General features: G+C 63.3%; 16 protein-coding genes. 4 read left to right on the top strand and 12 right to left on the bottom strand.

Going from position 1 to position 15,483, the window contains the following annotated elements; all coding sequences use genetic code 11:
- The first annotated feature begins 32 nt into the window (after positions 1–32).
- Both BJI47_RS10850 and BJI47_RS10855 read left to right on the top strand, forming a co-directional pair.
- Positions 33–1,019 (top strand): sigma-70 family RNA polymerase sigma factor, encoded by a 987-nt coding sequence (locus BJI47_RS10850; protein WP_254900524.1) that lies wholly within the window; start codon positions 33–35, stop codon positions 1,017–1,019.
- Positions 1,020–1,174: 155 nt separating this feature from the next.
- Positions 1,175–1,912, top strand: a complete 738-nt coding sequence (locus BJI47_RS10855) for an SDR family oxidoreductase (protein ID WP_088943730.1) — start codon at positions 1,175–1,177, stop codon at positions 1,910–1,912.
- Between the two features lie 108 nt (positions 1,913–2,020).
- On the opposite strand, the gene BJI47_RS10860 is transcribed toward BJI47_RS10855, so the two are convergent.
- Positions 2,021–2,287 carry a hypothetical protein gene (locus tag BJI47_RS10860; RefSeq protein ID WP_088943731.1) on the bottom strand — a complete coding sequence of 89 codons (267 nt, stop codon included), beginning with the start codon at positions 2,285–2,287 and terminating at the stop codon, positions 2,021–2,023.
- 415 nt (positions 2,288–2,702) lie between these two features.
- Between BJI47_RS10860 and BJI47_RS10865 the strand changes: the two genes are divergently transcribed.
- Complete coding sequence (locus tag BJI47_RS10865; protein ID WP_088943732.1) at positions 2,703–3,860, top strand: NAD(P)/FAD-dependent oxidoreductase; 1,158 nt, start codon at positions 2,703–2,705, stop codon at positions 3,858–3,860.
- A gap of 721 nt (positions 3,861–4,581) precedes the next feature.
- Here BJI47_RS10865 and BJI47_RS24570 read toward each other — a convergent pair.
- The 3 genes from BJI47_RS24570 to BJI47_RS10885 all read right to left on the bottom strand — a co-directional run bounded on the left by BJI47_RS24570 (position 4,582) and on the right by BJI47_RS10885 (position 7,542).
- Positions 4,582–5,466 (bottom strand): TnsA-like heteromeric transposase endonuclease subunit, encoded by an 885-nt coding sequence (locus BJI47_RS24570; RefSeq protein WP_368655886.1) that lies wholly within the window; start codon positions 5,464–5,466, stop codon positions 4,582–4,584.
- Between the two features lie 170 nt (positions 5,467–5,636).
- Complete coding sequence (locus BJI47_RS10880) at positions 5,637–6,572, bottom strand: ACP S-malonyltransferase (RefSeq protein ID WP_125458711.1); 936 nt, start codon at positions 6,570–6,572, stop codon at positions 5,637–5,639.
- Between the two features lie 19 nt (positions 6,573–6,591).
- Positions 6,592–7,542 carry a LuxR C-terminal-related transcriptional regulator gene (locus BJI47_RS10885; RefSeq protein ID WP_088943735.1) on the bottom strand — a complete coding sequence of 317 codons (951 nt, stop codon included), beginning with the start codon at positions 7,540–7,542 and terminating at the stop codon, positions 6,592–6,594.
- 419 nt (positions 7,543–7,961) lie between these two features.
- Here BJI47_RS10885 and BJI47_RS10890 point away from each other — a divergent pair, with 419 nt between their 5' ends.
- Positions 7,962–8,426 (top strand): DUF3995 domain-containing protein, encoded by a 465-nt coding sequence (locus tag BJI47_RS10890; RefSeq protein ID WP_088943736.1) that lies wholly within the window; start codon positions 7,962–7,964, stop codon positions 8,424–8,426.
- A gap of 13 nt (positions 8,427–8,439) precedes the next feature.
- Here the strand turns inward: BJI47_RS10890 and BJI47_RS10895 are convergent, their stop codons facing one another.
- Genes BJI47_RS10895 through BJI47_RS10930 form a run of 8 tightly spaced genes read right to left on the bottom strand, consistent with a single transcriptional unit; the run spans position 8,440 to position 15,476 of the window.
- Positions 8,440–9,021 carry a hypothetical protein gene (locus BJI47_RS10895; RefSeq protein WP_088943737.1) on the bottom strand — a complete coding sequence of 194 codons (582 nt, stop codon included), beginning with the start codon at positions 9,019–9,021 and terminating at the stop codon, positions 8,440–8,442.
- Entirely contained in the window at positions 9,018–10,262 is a 1,245-nt protein-coding gene (locus BJI47_RS10900; RefSeq protein ID WP_088943738.1) for a methylaspartate mutase, read from the bottom strand. Before BJI47_RS10900 ends, BJI47_RS10895 begins: the two co-directional genes overlap by 4 nt.
- Complete coding sequence (locus BJI47_RS10905) at positions 10,262–10,717, bottom strand: cobalamin B12-binding domain-containing protein (RefSeq protein ID WP_217808527.1); 456 nt, start codon at positions 10,715–10,717, stop codon at positions 10,262–10,264. The genes BJI47_RS10900 and BJI47_RS10905 overlap by 1 nt, the downstream gene beginning before the upstream one ends.
- Positions 10,704–11,426, bottom strand: coding sequence for a 2-hydroxychromene-2-carboxylate isomerase (locus tag BJI47_RS10910; RefSeq protein ID WP_088943777.1), 723 nt, complete (start codon positions 11,424–11,426; stop codon positions 10,704–10,706). The genes BJI47_RS10905 and BJI47_RS10910 overlap by 14 nt, the downstream gene beginning before the upstream one ends.
- The gene (locus tag BJI47_RS10915) at positions 11,426–12,343 is read right to left on the bottom strand and encodes a thioesterase family protein (RefSeq protein WP_217808528.1); all 918 of its coding nucleotides are present in this window, start codon (positions 12,341–12,343) and stop codon (positions 11,426–11,428) included. The genes BJI47_RS10910 and BJI47_RS10915 overlap by 1 nt, the downstream gene beginning before the upstream one ends.
- Positions 12,344–12,374: 31 nt before the next feature.
- Positions 12,375–13,226: a beta-ketoacyl synthase N-terminal-like domain-containing protein gene (locus BJI47_RS10920; protein WP_088943740.1), complete on the bottom strand. Its 852-nt coding sequence runs from the start codon at positions 13,224–13,226 to the stop codon at positions 12,375–12,377.
- The gene (locus tag BJI47_RS10925; protein WP_088943741.1) at positions 13,223–14,353 is read right to left on the bottom strand and encodes a beta-ketoacyl synthase N-terminal-like domain-containing protein; all 1,131 of its coding nucleotides are present in this window, start codon (positions 14,351–14,353) and stop codon (positions 13,223–13,225) included. Before BJI47_RS10925 ends, BJI47_RS10920 begins: the two co-directional genes overlap by 4 nt.
- Positions 14,346–15,476: a beta-ketoacyl synthase N-terminal-like domain-containing protein gene (locus tag BJI47_RS10930; RefSeq protein ID WP_088943742.1), complete on the bottom strand. Its 1,131-nt coding sequence runs from the start codon at positions 15,474–15,476 to the stop codon at positions 14,346–14,348. The genes BJI47_RS10925 and BJI47_RS10930 overlap by 8 nt, the downstream gene beginning before the upstream one ends.
- Positions 15,477–15,483: the final 7 nt, after the last annotated feature.

Consider the following 15,483-nt stretch of genomic DNA (forward strand, 5'->3'; position numbering starts at 1 on the left):
AAAGTACCGCGCATCTGACGGAGGAGAGCACTATTGTCGAAGAAATGACGACCACAGTCGCAGAGGGCGACGAATTCGTTGCGCAGTTCGACCCGTACCGGCGTGAGCTACTGGCTCATTGCTACCGCATGACGGGGTCCATTCACGACGCCGAGGATCTCGTTCAGGAGACGTACATTCGAGCCTGGAAAGGCTACGGAAAGTTCGAGGGCAGATCGTCCATGCGGACTTGGCTGTATCGCATTGCCATCAATACCTGCTTGACGGCATTGGAGGGACGCTCGAGGCGTCCGCTGCCCACAGGTCTCGGGGCACCCAGCTCGGATCCGTCGGATGATCTGATCGAGCGTCACGAAATTTCCTGGCTGGAGCCGATCGCAGATTCGGACTTGAGCGATTCGGGCGATCCAGCGAGCATTGTCGTCGGGCGAGCATCCATCCGTCTGGCATTCATCGCTGCCCTGCAACACCTTTCGCCGCGGCAGCGTGCGGCACTGCTGATGCGTGAGGTTTTGCAATGGAAAGCCTCGGAGGTAGCCGACGCGCTGGCAACGACCACGACGGCGGTCAACAGCCTCGTACAGCGCGCCCGAGCGCAACTGGACTCGATCACGCCCTCCGAGGACGGAGTCGTCGAGCCTTCGTCGGCGCAGATCCAGGAACTGCTGGAAAAGTATGTCGACAGTTTCGAGCGATACGACATCGGTCAGCTCGTCGAGCTGTTCACCACGGACGCGGTGTGGGAAATGCCGCCGTTCGTCGGGTGGTACCAGGGCGGGGAAAATATCGGAGCGCTCATTCGAGGCAATTGCCCGGCCAATGGGCCCGGGGACATGCGCATGCTGCCCACCGCTGCCAACGGCCGGCCTGCATACGGGCTGTACATGCGAAACGAGTCAGGCCGACATGTCGCTTTTCAGTTGCACGTTCTCGATTTTCGAGCCAATCGCGTCGCACATGTGGCGTCCTTCTTCGATCTGACACTCTTCGAGAGATTCGGTCTGCCGGCACACCTGTGACCGGGCACGAGCGTCGGCGAACCGCATCCTCTCGGCGCTGATCCTCAGGGCCATGGAGCGACCGGCTTGTCTCGGGTGCGTAGCTCTGTAGCAAGATGGGTCCGCGGGAACGAGCTGATAGCGCGTTCCCGCTGTTTCGTCGAAGAGGAGAATTGATGGATTTGGGACTGTCCGGCAAGTCGTTCATCGTCACTGGTGGAACCGAGGGGCTCGGTCTGGCCAGTGCTCGCGAATTGCTGCGAGAGGGCGCGAAGGTCACCGTGTCGTCTCGCTCTCAGGAGAAAGTCGACGACGCGGTGACAGAGCTCGGCGCTCATCGCCCGAACGCCGTGAACGGAATGGTTGCCGATAATGGCCACCCGATCAGCGCAGAGCTTGTCGTCGAGGCTGCCCTCGCGCACTGGGGCAAGATCGACGGTCTCGTCGTCAGCGTTGGCGGGCCACCGCGCGGCACAGCATTGGAAGCAACGGACGAGCAGTGGGAAGACGCGTTTCGTTCGATTTTTCTCGGAACGGTACGGCTCGTCAGGGCGGCAGCAGCATCGATGACGGAAGGCGGCGCAGTTGTCCTGGTGCTGTCGAGTTCGGTGAAGTCGCCGTTGACGGGCCTCGGAATCTCGAACGGTCTTCGACCCGGGCTGGCAATGGTCGCCAAAGATATGGCTGACGAACTGGGCACACGAGGAATTCGTATCGTCAGCGTCTTGCCAGGCAGATTCGATACAACTCGCGGCGGAGCCGTCGGCAACGAGGACTTGGCTCGCATACCTCTTGGGCGTATCGGTGACCCCGACGAATTCGGAAGGGTCGTCGCGTTTCTGGCGTCACCCGCCGCGTCGTACATCACGGGTTCGACGGTCACCGTCGACGGCGGGGCGCTGCGAGCATTGTGAGCAACGGTCCTTTTGACCAACTATGGCCGATCGAACGCAGGTGACCCCGCACCAAGCCCGTGGGCTGTGTGCGGGGTCACTGAAAGCGAAGTACGGGGACGTAGCTGCTTAGCGTGTGCTCGATGCGATGCGTGCGAGCATCCGAGAGAACACCGAGCCGTCCGACCCGAGGGCATCGAAAGAAGTCCAGTCAGCTGGAACTGCTGCGTCGCCCTTGGCGGCAGCGAGCGTGCGCACCAACTCGGTGCGGCGTTCGATCGCGCCGAGAATATCGGCATCGAGCGTGACTAGCTGCTCATCGAGCTGGTCGATCTTGACTTCGTCTGTTCGTGCTTCGATGGCGCTGATGGCGAGCGAATCGATCTGCAATGTCACATCGTCTCCTTTTGTTCGCGTCCTGAGGAGTGAGTCGTTCAGATCCTCAGAACTGTTACACGATAGTTCTATGTGTCAACGATGTTTCGTACCCTGCACCAAAATGCCTAGTAATCAAGCGGGGGCCAAGGCTTTCGGGCTGTGATGCTGGCAACAATCGAGGTCCACACCGTCGATTCGACGCATTGGTGCAGTGGCGACCCTCTAACGCGGCGTGAGTAGCCACTTCTGGGGTAGAGCGTTTCGAAGCCATATCAACTATTCGGAGCGGGACCTCTGCGGTACTGCTCGTGCAGGCAGAATCCTTTGCGGGCTACACCGACGATCGGCACGGTGAACGTCAGTTCGGGTTTCGGGATTGTCAGTTCGGGTTGCGGGGTAGTCGTCGAACAACGACTACCGCAAGGAGCTCCTCGTGCGCTATGACTACCTCATCGTCGGCGGCGGCATGGTCGCCGACGCCGCAGCTCGCGGCATCCGCGAAAAGGACACCTCTGGGACAATCGGCATTCTGGGGTCAGACAGCGACGGGCCCTACACCCGACCGGCCTTGTCGAAAAAATTGTGGACGGACAAGGACTTCGGCCGCGACCAGGTCCCGCTGAACACTGCGTCCGACACCGGTGCCGAGGTGCGCACCAATACTCGAGTCCGGTCGGTCGATCGTGAAAACAAAACGGTGACGACCCAATCCGGGGACGCGTTCGAGTACGGAGAGTTGCTGGTTGCAACCGGAGTATCACCAGTCCAACTGGATATCGCGCCCAGTCCGAGAGTGATCTATTTTCGGACATTCGCCGACTACCGCGCGCTGAGGGACCTGACCAAGACGGCTTCGCACATTGCCGTCGTCGGAGGTGGGTACATCGGTACCGAAATTGCGTCGGCGCTCGCACTCAACGGCGTCGAGGTCACGCTGATCACCAGCGACGACGTGGTGGGTGGTCACATGTTCCCGGCGTCGCTCGCGGCGGCATTCGAAGCAGGGTTCAACGAACATGGCGTCACGATCCGGCGGGCAGTGAAGGTGACTACGGCTGCCGAGGCCTCGGCTCGAGTGCAATTGCAACTCGACGACGGCTCGAACGTAGAAGCAGATGGAGTGGTATTGGGCCTCGGTGTGCGCCCCAACGTCGAGCTTGCCGAAGCCAGTGGATTGGCCGTCGACAACGGCATCGTCGTCGACGAATACCTTCGGACCGACGATCGTCATGTCTACGCGGCAGGCGATGTCGCCAACTATCCCGACGCAATTCTGGGCCGTCGACGCATCGAACACGTAGACAACGCAATCGAGATGGGTAAGGCAGTCGGCCGCATCATGGCAGGCGATACCGAGCCGTACACCTACACGCCGTACTTCTATTCGGACGTCTTCGACGACGGCTACCAGGCCGTGGGAACCGTCGACACATCGCTGCGTGCCGTAGAGGAATGGAAGGTCGAGCCAAAAGAAGGCGTCATCTACTATCTCGAAGGCGACACAGTGCGAGGGGTACTCATGTGGAACGTGTGGGAAGGCCTCGACGAGGCCAAGGCGCTTCTCGGTAAGGAGAAGGACGGAAGTCACTGATTCGTCCTGATGCCCTCGGCGTCGGTTCTGGACCGGTCGCGCGCCAACATGGTGAGAATTCTGGAACAGTGGGTTCTGGTCGTACGCCACGAGGAGCTGACATGTCCGAGCCCACAGAAATCGGTACCAGCCGAGAACGCGTCGAAGAGCAGGTTCGCCGTTGGTGTGAGCGTGCGCGAGTGGCTGGCAGATGGCCGATGCTGTCCGACGCGTCCGCGGTGGCAATCGCTGCAGGCAGGTTGGATGCCCCCACCAGGGAAATCCTTGCCGCGCGGCGTAGAGCAGGAAGGTCGGTGCCCTCGATCGGAGGCTTTGCTGCTGCGAGAGCTCTCGCCGAGGAGCGAGCACGATGGTTGGTCAAGGATACGAAGAACAAGCCGGGATCCGCGCTCGTCTACCGGATGCGAGCCGCTGAGCTGACCAAGCGTCTCGATCACCTCCGAACGATCGTGGTGATGTCGACCGACCACTACGCACACGGTGTACGTGCCGTTCGACGTGAGCGCCGCGACGGAATTCATTTGGATCTCTACCAGCGAGACGCACTCTTCGATGCGCTGCTGCATACCCCCGTCCCGAGGCAGCACATCGGCGGGTTCGCCACTAGAACAGGGCTGTCGGTTCTCGACCTTGCCGCCGATCGCGTGGCTGAGGTATCGAAGAACACTCGGTTCGAAAATGTGGGGGACCGCGCGTCAGCGATGATGGCTGAGGTCGCAGATCAAAAAGACGATGTGTTCGCCGACCGATATGAGACGCTGCTGTTCATCGCCGGCACGTCGTACGATCGCGTGAATTCCTCACCGGCGTGGAGGTCCGAGCACTTTCTCGTCCAGCGCACGCAACTCGACCTTGCCGAGGAACTCACACAGGTCGCCGTCGACACCCTCTCCCTGCACGACATCAGCATCGAACTCGACGATATCGCCGCGGTGATGCTCGACGACGCCACGCGAGTCCAGGTCGCCACCCGCCGTGCTGCGCTCGAGTCTGTATGGACGCAACTGATCGACAGGGTTGCCGCGTTGGTCAGGGTCGCGGACCTGGTTACGCGAGCCGAGGGCGACCATTCTGCGATGGACGTCACAGCCCCGTCCAACCGGTCCCACACCGCGTACCGCCAGCCTAGGGCCCCGCACGCGCGGCCGGTCACCTCGAACGCTTCACGGTCGGTGTCGCCGATCAGCTCCAACGGCCGTGAGTCCAGCACCAGCATCCCGCCATCAGCCGACGACACCAGAAAGTCGGGAGCGTGCCGCCGCTGCTTCCCGCCGTGCGGCCACAGCAGCCAGAACGGCTGGGACACGATAGTCACCACCGAGACGTCGAAATCCAACGCCACCAGATGATCCCGCTCAACCCACGACTCGAATCCGATCCTGCAGCCCATCGTGGCAGACCAGTACCAACCCGGAAAATTCCGCTGACCCCGATACGACGGAAACGACCGCACCGGTCGACCCAGCTCGCCCACAACCTCAGGCAGCGACATCCACGGCAGACGCCGCTCCACGCCACCCTCGGCAACGAAGACGGCCCCGAAATCCCTGACGGATTCTGTCTGCCCTACCTGTTGTTCCAGCACCGGGACATCATCTCGCCACATTCGAGGGGCGCTGTTGTTGCTGGGCGGCCGGATGTCCGACTATTGGGGGGATGCTGTAGGTCGTTCGTGGTGGGGATGTCGGCGTTCGCCGTCCCATCGGGTGTCCGAGGGCTGGCGCAGGAGTCCTGGTAGCTGTTCGTCGCTCCAGTACCGAGAATGCCGTTCCCAAGTTACCGATTCGTGCCGACGTTCACCGCGCTGGCCGGATCGACGATCTTCGTCAGTGTCGGCCGCGGCGTCTCCCTGCGTGCCATCGAGGACAACGTCCCCGCGGGCGGCAACTCGACACGGTGGTCGGCTCCGAGTTTCCGCAGTGTCTGCACACAATGGTCCCAACGAACCGGCGAGGTGACGGCCGAGACAACGGTCTCGGCAAAGCCCGAGGATCGCACCTCTCCGTCTGTGCTGGACAGGACGAAGGTGTGTGGGTCGGCGAACTCGACCTTACCTACCGCTGCCGCGAATTCCTCTCGGGCGTCAGCCATCAGTTCGGTATGGAACGCACCCGCCACACTCATGGCGACTACCTTGACGTCGGGCGGAGGGTCGCTTGCCAGCGCAACGATGCGGTCTCTTGGGCCACCGACCACCACCTGGCCACCGCCGTTGTGGTTCGCCACTCGCAACCCCGCGCGTGCGGCGATCTCCTCGGCCTGCTCGGAATCGACTCCGAGCAATGCCGCCATGGAACCGTCGGTGCTTTGGCAGCATCGCGCCATGGCAACGCCTCGCGCTCGCGCCAGTGCAACCGCGTCGTAGGCAGTGAGCACCCCGCTCCCGGCCAAGGCCGCGAGCTCACCGACCGAATGCCCGACGAAGACGGTGTCGCGAGGCTCGAGCTCGGCACTGTCGAGTGCGGCGAGGCCGAGCAGTGAGAACGCAACGATGAGGGGCTGCGCCACTGCGGTGTCGACTATCTCCTCCGGGCCGGCTTCGGTACCGAAGTAGCGCAGGTCCAGTTCTGCTGCGTCGCAAAGCTCCTCCAACAAGCCGGCGATCCTGTCCGAGACCGCCGCGTCGACGGTTTCGGGGTCGGAGGGGGACAACCAGGGGGCGAGCATTCCAGGTTTCTGACTACCCTGCCCGGGCGCTACGATTGCGAACACGATTCTCCATCACTTCCTTCTAGACGATCCCGATGCGCGAAGCCGCGACGCCCGCCTGGAAACGGCTTTTGGCGTCGAGACTCGACATGGTCTTGGCGATATCGCTACGCACTGTGCGAATACTGACTTCGAGTTTGCTGGCGATGGATTCGTCGGTCATGCCCTCTGCGAGGTAACCCAGGATCATTTCGTGCCGGGCCAACGCACTTCGGGGTGTATCGGCGTATACGGCTCTCCGAAGTGGACGGGCGGAATTCCACAGCTCGGCCGACCGCAACGACAATTGCGTGACTTTGTCTTCATGCGAATGCAGATGCACTGCGTCGGGATCGGCAAGGTCGATGGCAACGCTGCGGTCGACGATCACCGCACGGTCGACGAGTTTTTTCGATATCCGTATTTCGCAGCCCATGTCCATCAATTCTTGTACTACCGCATTCAATGCGGGAAGGAATCCGAGCGCCGCCGTCCACAACATCTTTACCTTCATGCCCTTGCGCCGAGCAAGTTCGGCAATGTAGGGAGCGTGCTCGAACGAATGGGGGGTGTACACCGGGGTTGCGAAGATCAGTTCCCGGCGGCCCGTCGCGACCAGTCTCTCCACGAGCACCGCAGCTCGGTCGAGACCGCCGACGTGCCACCCCGGTGCTATCGAGGTGAAACCCTCGTGCTGCTCGATGACGTTCTGAATCAGCTGCGGCGCAGCGACGAGTTCCGAGGAGTCACCTGTCTTGAACTGCCGGGCAACGAGAGTCGGGAGCGCCAACCGAGGTTCGATTGCTCGCACGTAGCCCGGCTCGTCGGCGGACGGGGCGACCATGCGGGAGTTCTGCAACGCACAGATGTCGTCGACGACGGCGGAATCGTCCCGTGGCGACTGCGCAACCAGGTCAGGTGGATTCCACCGCGCGCGTTGGAGCAGCGCACGGTAAACCTCCTCGGTCTGCTGGTTGAAGATTCGTATCCCCATCTACCATTCCTAGTGTTAACAACATCTCGTGTACAACACACAGCGCGTCGAATATCGAGGTGCACATGTGGACGGAGAAACGATCTCGACACCGAACTCGTTCGATCCGCGTTGCCGCGCATTCACCAACTGCCGAGTCCCCGACCGGACCGTATGGATCGTAACCCTTCTTTACGAAGAGGAAGTAAACTACACATGGCCCGCAGTTCACGATCGATTAACCGAGCAATTTCGCAGAACTATCGAGCGCGGATTTCGCGTAGCCCGCCCGACAAAGCGCACGAAAAGCAGATAGCGTTGAACTTGCTTTGCCGAAACTCGTTGACGATTCAACTCCGGAGGAGATCAATTATTCGATTACGTCGTTTAGTGCACAATGGCAATGAGAACGATGAACATCGAAGAAAGGCAGCAGTTCTGTGACGAGCAAGACGACCCGATACTTCGCCGCCGCATGCATCATCGGCGTGGTTCACGCCGCATTCTCCGGCTACTGGGCTGCGGGCGGGCGGTGGATGCTCGGAACCGTGGGTTCCTGGGCTACCGAGTGGGTGGACACCGACCCGGGCACCGCACGTTCCGTCCTGGCCGGGTTGACGGTCTTCAAACTGGCGGCCGCCGTTCTTCCCCTGCTCGCTCTGCTCGGTATGGTCCCGCTTCGCCCCCTGATCTTCGCCATCTCGTGGGCAGGCTCGGTCCTGCTCATCGTGTGGGGCGGACTCTCGTTCGTAGGCGCAGTGATCGGCCTGATCGCCTCCGACGACAACCGCGAGGTCAAGATCGGGCATCTCTTCTTCGACGGTGCGTTCTTCCTGTGGGGCGCGGCACTGCTGGCCGGCCTCGTGTCCAAGCGCAGAGCCGACCAGCGCGTCGCGGTCCACTGACCTCGTCGAGTACTCAACCGCCGACCGTTGCAGATTCCTCCGCGACCGACGCGATTGCGGCCAGGAGGTCGCGGCGAATCAGTGCGCTGCCCGGCTTGATCATCGCCCAGTAGGCGGCGAAGCGCAGTGAGGTCCGCGCATCGGTGGTCGCGACTCGGGTCCGCGTGGTCAGCAGCGTCCCGTCCGAACCCTCCTCGACGGTGAAGTTCATGGCCACCTTGGTCCATCCAGGAGCATCGAACTCCTCGAACACTGCGCGGTCCGATCGAGAGATCCCCGGACGCCTGCTGGACGAGAAGTCGTAGCGGGCGATGTCCGCCAGCAGCAGCTCGACGCCTTCGATGCGGTCGATCTCGCGCGGTGCGAATGCCTGTAGTGCCGGCTGGTTCGACTCCGCCGCAACGCTGTCGGACCAGGACGGGTCGACCCACGCTTTCGGGCCCATTCGGATGCGGAGCAGTGCCATCGAGACCGACAGCGCGGATACCGGCGTCGAATGCAACGCACCCCACACAGCAGTCGTCGAGGCGGACACCGTGCGGTGATGCGTCTCCTGTTGCGTATATCGCGGCATGACGTCGTCGAACAGACTCATGTCAACTCCTCTTCTCGTGTGTACGGCAGGTGCGGAACGTCGAACTTGTTCTGTACGTGATGCAGGTTGTGCAGTAGCGCGGTCGATGACATCGCGTGCGCCCGTGTATCACGCAACGGCAACGGCATGGAACCGATCGAGGACCACTGCAGTCGCCCGGTTCCGTCGATCACCGCGCGTGACCGTCCCCGGTTGTCCGGATGCAAGCAGTAGGGGACGTCGAGAATGCCTCGGTCGAGTGCGCGCACGAGGGCGGTATCGATGTCGCGGTGGCAGTCGAGGGCGCCCTCTATCAGTGCGACTGCTTCCTCTTCTATCCCGCTGTCGCACAATGGAATATCAGCGGGTACGGCGGCGTCGGCTGCGTATTCCAGGGCAGTGACGTTCTGTTCTATCGTAGGTATCCGTTGCGACTCGGCCACGGTCTTCACGATCAACCGGTCTGCCGATCCGGCGACCGCCAACCGTGCGGCGGCACCGAGCAGATCGGTGGCCCCACCCACCGTGGTCGGGTACACGCCCATGTATGCGTAGACGACGATGTGCCACTGCGTCGTCGGCAGGTAGCGAGCAGCGAGGCGGCCGAGGACCTCGAGCGCTTCCCGGTCCTGCACCTCGTCGGTCTGCTGCGCGTAGCTGAGCGACATACTCGTGAGGCCGTGTTCGGCGAAGAACAGTCCCTCGAGAATCGATACCGCCACGAGAAGACTCGGCGGGCACAATTGACCCATGAGGCACCCGCCGAAACTCTCCAGATGTGGAATGCGAGTGGGGGTTCGGGCCGAGGCGAGCGTTTCGCACGTGCGCGCCCAGTCGGTGACGGCGTCGGCTACGGGTGTGCGCCCGTAGGGAAGGCAGTACGAGATCGGACCGCCCTCGGTGGCGCTGAGTCCGACCTGTACCACCCGATCGACGATCGGGTGGGCGAGGGCGGAGCCGTGTCGGACCTGAACGGGGAAGCCTGCTGCCACACTGTCGGCGATCACCCAGCCGGTGACCGAAGGATCATGCGTCAGAACGGGATAGCCGTTGAGGTCGGCACCGGATCGCACTGCCCGAGCTGCGGTCTCCAGATCTCCCACACGGGTGAAGCTGTCCAGGGTGATGGTGCCGACTGTGTCCGCACGGGCATCGGCGGTGGCAGCCAGACCCGATCTCATCGTGTCGGGAACGGAGAAACCCATCCGCGGTTGCACCACGAGGCCGCGCGAGTTCCGAACGTACGAACCGAAGTCGTCCATCAGGCCCGCACCAGACTGCGTGTGGCGGAGTCGAGGAAGCGCGTGAGGCCGTCGAGGTCGGACCCACCGAGGAAGACGGTGTCGAACCCCGTATCGAGCAGTCGTGCGGACAGTTCGTGACCACTCTCGCCTACCGTCGTCAACTTGCCTCCGATGACGGCGGGGATGCTGCCGACCTCCCGACGTACCCGTTCTATCAGGCGCGCACCGTCGATGACCCCGTGACCGTTGACCGTACTGACCACCAGCGCATCGGCTTCGGTGCGCAGACAGGCTTCGATCACCACGTCGTCGGGCACACACGGTCCCAGATTCGTCACGGTGTGCCCGTATTCCTCCAACAGCAGCGCAAGGAACACGAGGTTCCAGGTGTGTGCATCGGAGGACACGGTCGTCAGCACGATGCGCCGTCCGGTACCCGGTGTCGACGGCAGTACCGCGTTATCCGCAGCCACCGGCGGAGTCCGTATCGTAGGCCGCGGCGGTGAGGAGTCGCTCGACATGTTCGTCGACCGAGGGGGGCTCCTCGTTCGACACCTCGACACCTGCCACGGACAGATCGGTGAGGAACCACTCCAACCGGTCGATTCCCCAGAATCGCTTGCGCCGGTTCACGAAGTACGGGACGCCGAAGATGTCCCCGTGATAGGCCTGGTACAGAGCATCTGCGCCGGCATCCCGGATGGACTGATCATCCACGGCGGAGCGTACGGCTGCCGGGTCGAGTCCCGCCGTTTCGGCGGCGTGGGCGACGACCGTCGGATCGCTGATGTCCTCGCCGCGCTCCCACCGAGCGGCGACGACGGCGTCGTAGAACTCCCACTGCAGGCCGGCTCGCTCGGCCAGCAACCAGGCGAGATGCGACGGCTCCCACCAGGGAGACATATCGACAGGCCAGGTCATGGAGAGGCCGTAACGCTCGGCCAGACGCTTGGTGTCCTGCAGAATGTACAGGTGCTTGGCCTTGCTCATCGGGGCGTAGATGATCTCGCCTCCGCGTGCGGCCAATCGAGCGGCAGTGTTCGCATCCGGTTCCCAGAACGGTTTGAACTCGAACGTCTCTCGCGCGGTGGGAACCCGACGGTGGAGTTCGTGCATGGCGATCCAACTGAACGGACTGCGGAACGAGAACCAGACCTGCGGCGGCTTCGGAGTTCGCGCCATCATCTACCTCCCAGCAGCTTGCCGCGAGTCTCGTCGTCGATGATCGCAAGCGTGCCCGCCTCGGTCCCGCGGCTGACCGCGTAGCCGTGCACGACGGAGGCAGTGGCCGTGTGGAACAGCGTGCCACCGCGTTCGACGTACATGTCGATCTTCGCCGGGTACATCACGTCCTTGATGACCTCGTCGACGCGCATGACGGTGTGGAGTGTCTCACCCATCAGAGCATCTTCGAGAAGGGTTATACGCGAACGTGATACCACCGGAATCCACCCACGCTCGGCAAGGACCTCCTCGATGGCCAGACCACGATCGTGCAGGAACCGGTCGACCACTTCCTCGACTGCGCGTACGTAGCCGGAGTGTTGGAGCCGTAGCGAGTAGTGGCAGTAGAAGTACGGGATGCGCCACGACCAAAGAAAGGCCCCTGGATTCTCGGAGGTCAACTGCGACAGAGTCTGTGGTCCGGTCGTGTCGAGCGGGGTGATCTCCGAAACGGCATCGACGATCGAATCGGGAATCGTGGACACCGGTGCGGTGTCCACTTCGTGCATCAACTGGACCCGCGTCTTCCCGTTGAGCACGGTGATCGGGCCGTCACCTCGATCGACGGTCATGCGCACCACGAACGACCAGCCGAGTTTGCTCTCGTCACGGGTGACCCGGACCGTCACTTCGTCGTCCAGGTCGATGGTGTTGGGCAGCCGGATCGACGAGTCCACGAATTCGACGCCCAGTCCGAAGTCGCGATAGAGCCGGGTCGGGCCGAGGTCGCGATCTCGCAGGTACTGCAGCACGCCCTCTTCCATCAGGTAGGTGAAGTGCTTGAAGCCGATCCACGTTCGGATGTTGGCACCCTCGAAACGCGGCCTGCCCATGTATGTCGTCATGTCGGTGTCGGAATGTACGTCGGTCGTCATGAGCACGTCCTTTTCTGTGGTGTCGGTGCGGTCAGCTCGCGCGGGCCAACCACAATTCGGTTCTGCCGTCGTCGGGGTCCTCGCACACCATCGATGCTGTGGCGACCGAGTGACGACGCATCCAATTGGCCGCGACCGCCACCTGCAGGACGCCGAGCGTCCCGTACGTGTTGCCGATCGTGGCGGCGAGATCAATGTCACCGGCACCGAACTCGAGGTGTGCGGGTGTGTCCGTCGGTCGGTCGAGCTCGATGGTCACCGCGCCCTGGTCCGCACGATCGACCAACCGCAGGACCACGCACGCCGACGCGGCGACCAGGGGAGCACCGGCGACGGCCACGGCGACGTCGTCGGCAGGTTCCACTCCGATCACGACGACGCGGGAAGCCCGGTGGTTGCGCAGCATTGCTACCGCGACGCGTACGGCGCTGTGCCCACCGGTGATTCCGGAACTGATGAGCAGATTCGGTCCCTGCAGGCCGAACCTGATGGCCAAACTCGAGGCCACCGCGTTGGGGGAGGCATTGGGTACCTGCATGGAACTGACGTCCGACAACTTGCCGGACCGGACCAGTTCGTCCATGTGCGCGACGGTTTCGACGTTGTTCAGGTTGGAACTGACGATGACGGCGGTGTCGGCGGCGTCATCGGATGGCGGCGGCGCCGGCGTCCCGATCTCGAGTCCGAGCGCGCGATGTGTTGCGCACGCGGCCAGTCGGGTCGCGGTCTCTTTGTACAGCAACCGTTTCCGTCCGATGATCACCCGAGCGGATTCGGCGTCGATACCGGTGTACTCGTCGCAGGCTGCCGCGAGGTGCTCGTCGGCGTCGTAGTTCACGCCCGGCAGTTGCACGGCGAGACCGTCGATCACCACGGCGCTCACGAGAGGACCTCCAGCAGGGTCACGGCGTTGACTCCGCCGAAGCCGAACGCATCGACCTGGACGACGGTTCCGCGGGTCGGACGCGGATCGCCGACGACGAGGTCCAGATCGGCAGCCTCGTCGATCGGGTCCGTCAGGCCGACGATTGCGGGAATGCGGTGCTCCTGCAGCGCCTGGATCCCGACCGCGATGCTCATCAGTGGTGACGGTCCGGTGGTGTGCCCGAGAGCTCCCTTGAGGGCTGTCACGACGGGTTCGTGGCCGGTGAAGACGTCGACCAGCACGGCCGCCTCGGTCGGGTCGTTGAGTGCAGTTCCCGTTCCGTGCGCGATCACCAGGTCGACGTCGCCTGGCGCGATCCCGGCTCGACGATGCGCGCCACGCATCGTTCGGGCGATCCCGCTGGGGTCGGGAGCAGTCTCGTGTGCTGCGTCGCAGGCCATCTCGGTACCGAGTACCCGCGCTGCCGCGGATCCGGCCGATACGTGCTCACCGGCGAGGAGTACCACTGCGGCCGCGCCTTCGCCGAGCAGCACACCTTTGCGCAGACGGTCGAAGGGTCGGACGCCGTCGGAGGGTTGCTCGTGCACCCGACCGATCGACGCGATCATCGACTCGCTCGTGCCGTCGCACGCTGCGACGATCACCGCGTCGGCCAAGCCCGAGGCCAGATAGTCTTCCCCGATCGCCAAGGCATGACCTCCTGCCGAACAGGCGTTGGTGACGGTGATGATTTCGACGGCGTCGGGCACCACGGACCGCACCGCTCTGGTGAAGTGCAGATCGGCGAGGTCGAAGCCGAGTGGACGTACAGGCGTGGCCAACGCTCGTTCGACGCCGCGTAACTCGCGCATGCTGGTGCCGACGACGACCGCGACACGGCCGGCAGACAGATCGAGCCCGGCATCCGCGACTGCGTCGACGATGACGTCGACCAACCATGCCGCCGGCCGAAGATCTCCTTCGGACCCGTCGCCGATCTGGTAGCCGAGATGGACGTTGACCTGGTCCCGGTCGTAGAACGCGAGCGGGCGTAGGGCGGACTTTCCTGCGATCAGCGCGTCGAAGGTCTCCTCGCGGTCACCGAGGGGACTGATGACCGCGCTCCCGGCGATGACGTCAACCATGATGGAAACCACGCACGACAGCTGCTGCGACGGCCCCGTCGGGCGAGACTGCGGTCAGCACGGCAGCCCGGCCGTGCAACTGCGGGTCTCGTCGGTGACGGGCGAGGATCGCCGACAATGCCAGTGCTCCCGTCGCGGCGTGTGTCTCGCCGTTGAGAAGTTTGATCTGCAGGCGCTCCACGCCGGGCAGTGCTGTCTCGACGCCCTCGGTTTCGACGTGGTCGTACGCAGCCACCCCGGTCTCACCGGTTGCCACGATCCACACGTCCGAGCGGTCGATCCCGGCGCGTAACAGGGCGCGGTCGATCACCGCGGCGAGTCCCGCCGGCCGGATCCGGATGTCGGGTCCGTAATGACCTACTTCGGTGGCGAGCAGCTCGGCGATCGGGCCCGATGCGCGGGTCGCGGTCTCGCTGTCCTCGTGTGCCAGCAGGAACGTCGCTGCACCCTCACCGGCCACCAGCGGATTGTCACGATCGAGACCGAATGCGGCCCATGCACGTTGGGGACTGAACTCTTCCACCGCGCCGGCAACCATCACGTCGCTGTAGCCACGAGAAATGGAATTCTTGGCGTAGCGAAGAGCCTGGATGGAGGCCAGTTGGCCGCCGGCGACCGTGGCGTTGACGCCCGTGAGCCCGTGCCAGATCGCAGCCTGTCCGGCCGCGCAGTTCATCACGGCATTGGGAAACGTCGCCGGATTCACCAGATACGGCTTGGGCTGTGTCAACGTGTCGCGGGAGTAGTCGCTGGTGGACTTCTCACTGCCTGTGGTCGTTCCGAGGACCAGGCCCACGCGGTCGACCTCGGTCCCGGCCGATGCCCGGAGCGTCTCGCCGCTGGCGATGATGCCGAAACACGTGGGTCGATCGAAGAAGCGAATGCCCTTGCGGTCCACATGCTCCTTCATCTTGAAGTCGACGATCGCGAATCCGCGGTCGGTCGGTAGCTCGTCGCCGAACATCGTCGAGACGTCGGCTTCCGCGGGAGAAGCATCGGCGATCGAGCCGGCGAATGCTTCGGTTCCGATGCCGAGTGGGGAAACCACCCCCGATCCGTAGATACCGGTTTTCGTCGATGCCGTCGTACTCGAGGGGGTTCGGCTGTGTACGTCGATGGACATGTGCGGT

This window comes from Rhodococcus sp. 1168 (assembly GCF_002091955.1).
Lineage (GTDB): Bacteria > Actinomycetota > Actinomycetes > Mycobacteriales > Mycobacteriaceae > Rhodococcoides.

Coding starts and splice junctions, on each gene's coding strand:
- BJI47_RS10855 (WP_088943730.1), top strand. CDS start 1,175: ATGGATTTGGGACTGTCCGGCAAGTCGTTCATCGTCACTGGTGGAACC.
- BJI47_RS24570 (WP_368655886.1), bottom strand. CDS start 5,466: ATGTGGCGAGATGATGTCCCGGTGCTGGAACAACAGGTAGGGCAGACA.
- BJI47_RS10885 (WP_088943735.1), bottom strand. CDS start 7,542: ATGGGGATACGAATCTTCAACCAGCAGACCGAGGAGGTTTACCGTGCG.
- BJI47_RS10895 (WP_088943737.1), bottom strand. CDS start 9,021: ATGAGTCTGTTCGACGACGTCATGCCGCGATATACGCAACAGGAGACG.
- BJI47_RS10900 (WP_088943738.1), bottom strand. CDS start 10,262: ATGGACGACTTCGGTTCGTACGTTCGGAACTCGCGCGGCCTCGTGGTG.
- BJI47_RS10910 (WP_088943777.1), bottom strand. CDS start 11,426: ATGGCGCGAACTCCGAAGCCGCCGCAGGTCTGGTTCTCGTTCCGCAGT.
- BJI47_RS10915 (WP_217808528.1), bottom strand. CDS start 12,343: ATGACGACCGACGTACATTCCGACACCGACATGACGACATACATGGGC.
- BJI47_RS10925 (WP_088943741.1), bottom strand. CDS start 14,353: ATGGTTGACGTCATCGCCGGGAGCGCGGTCATCAGTCCCCTCGGTGAC.
- BJI47_RS10930 (WP_088943742.1), bottom strand. CDS start 15,476: ATGTCCATCGACGTACACAGCCGAACCCCCTCGAGTACGACGGCATCG.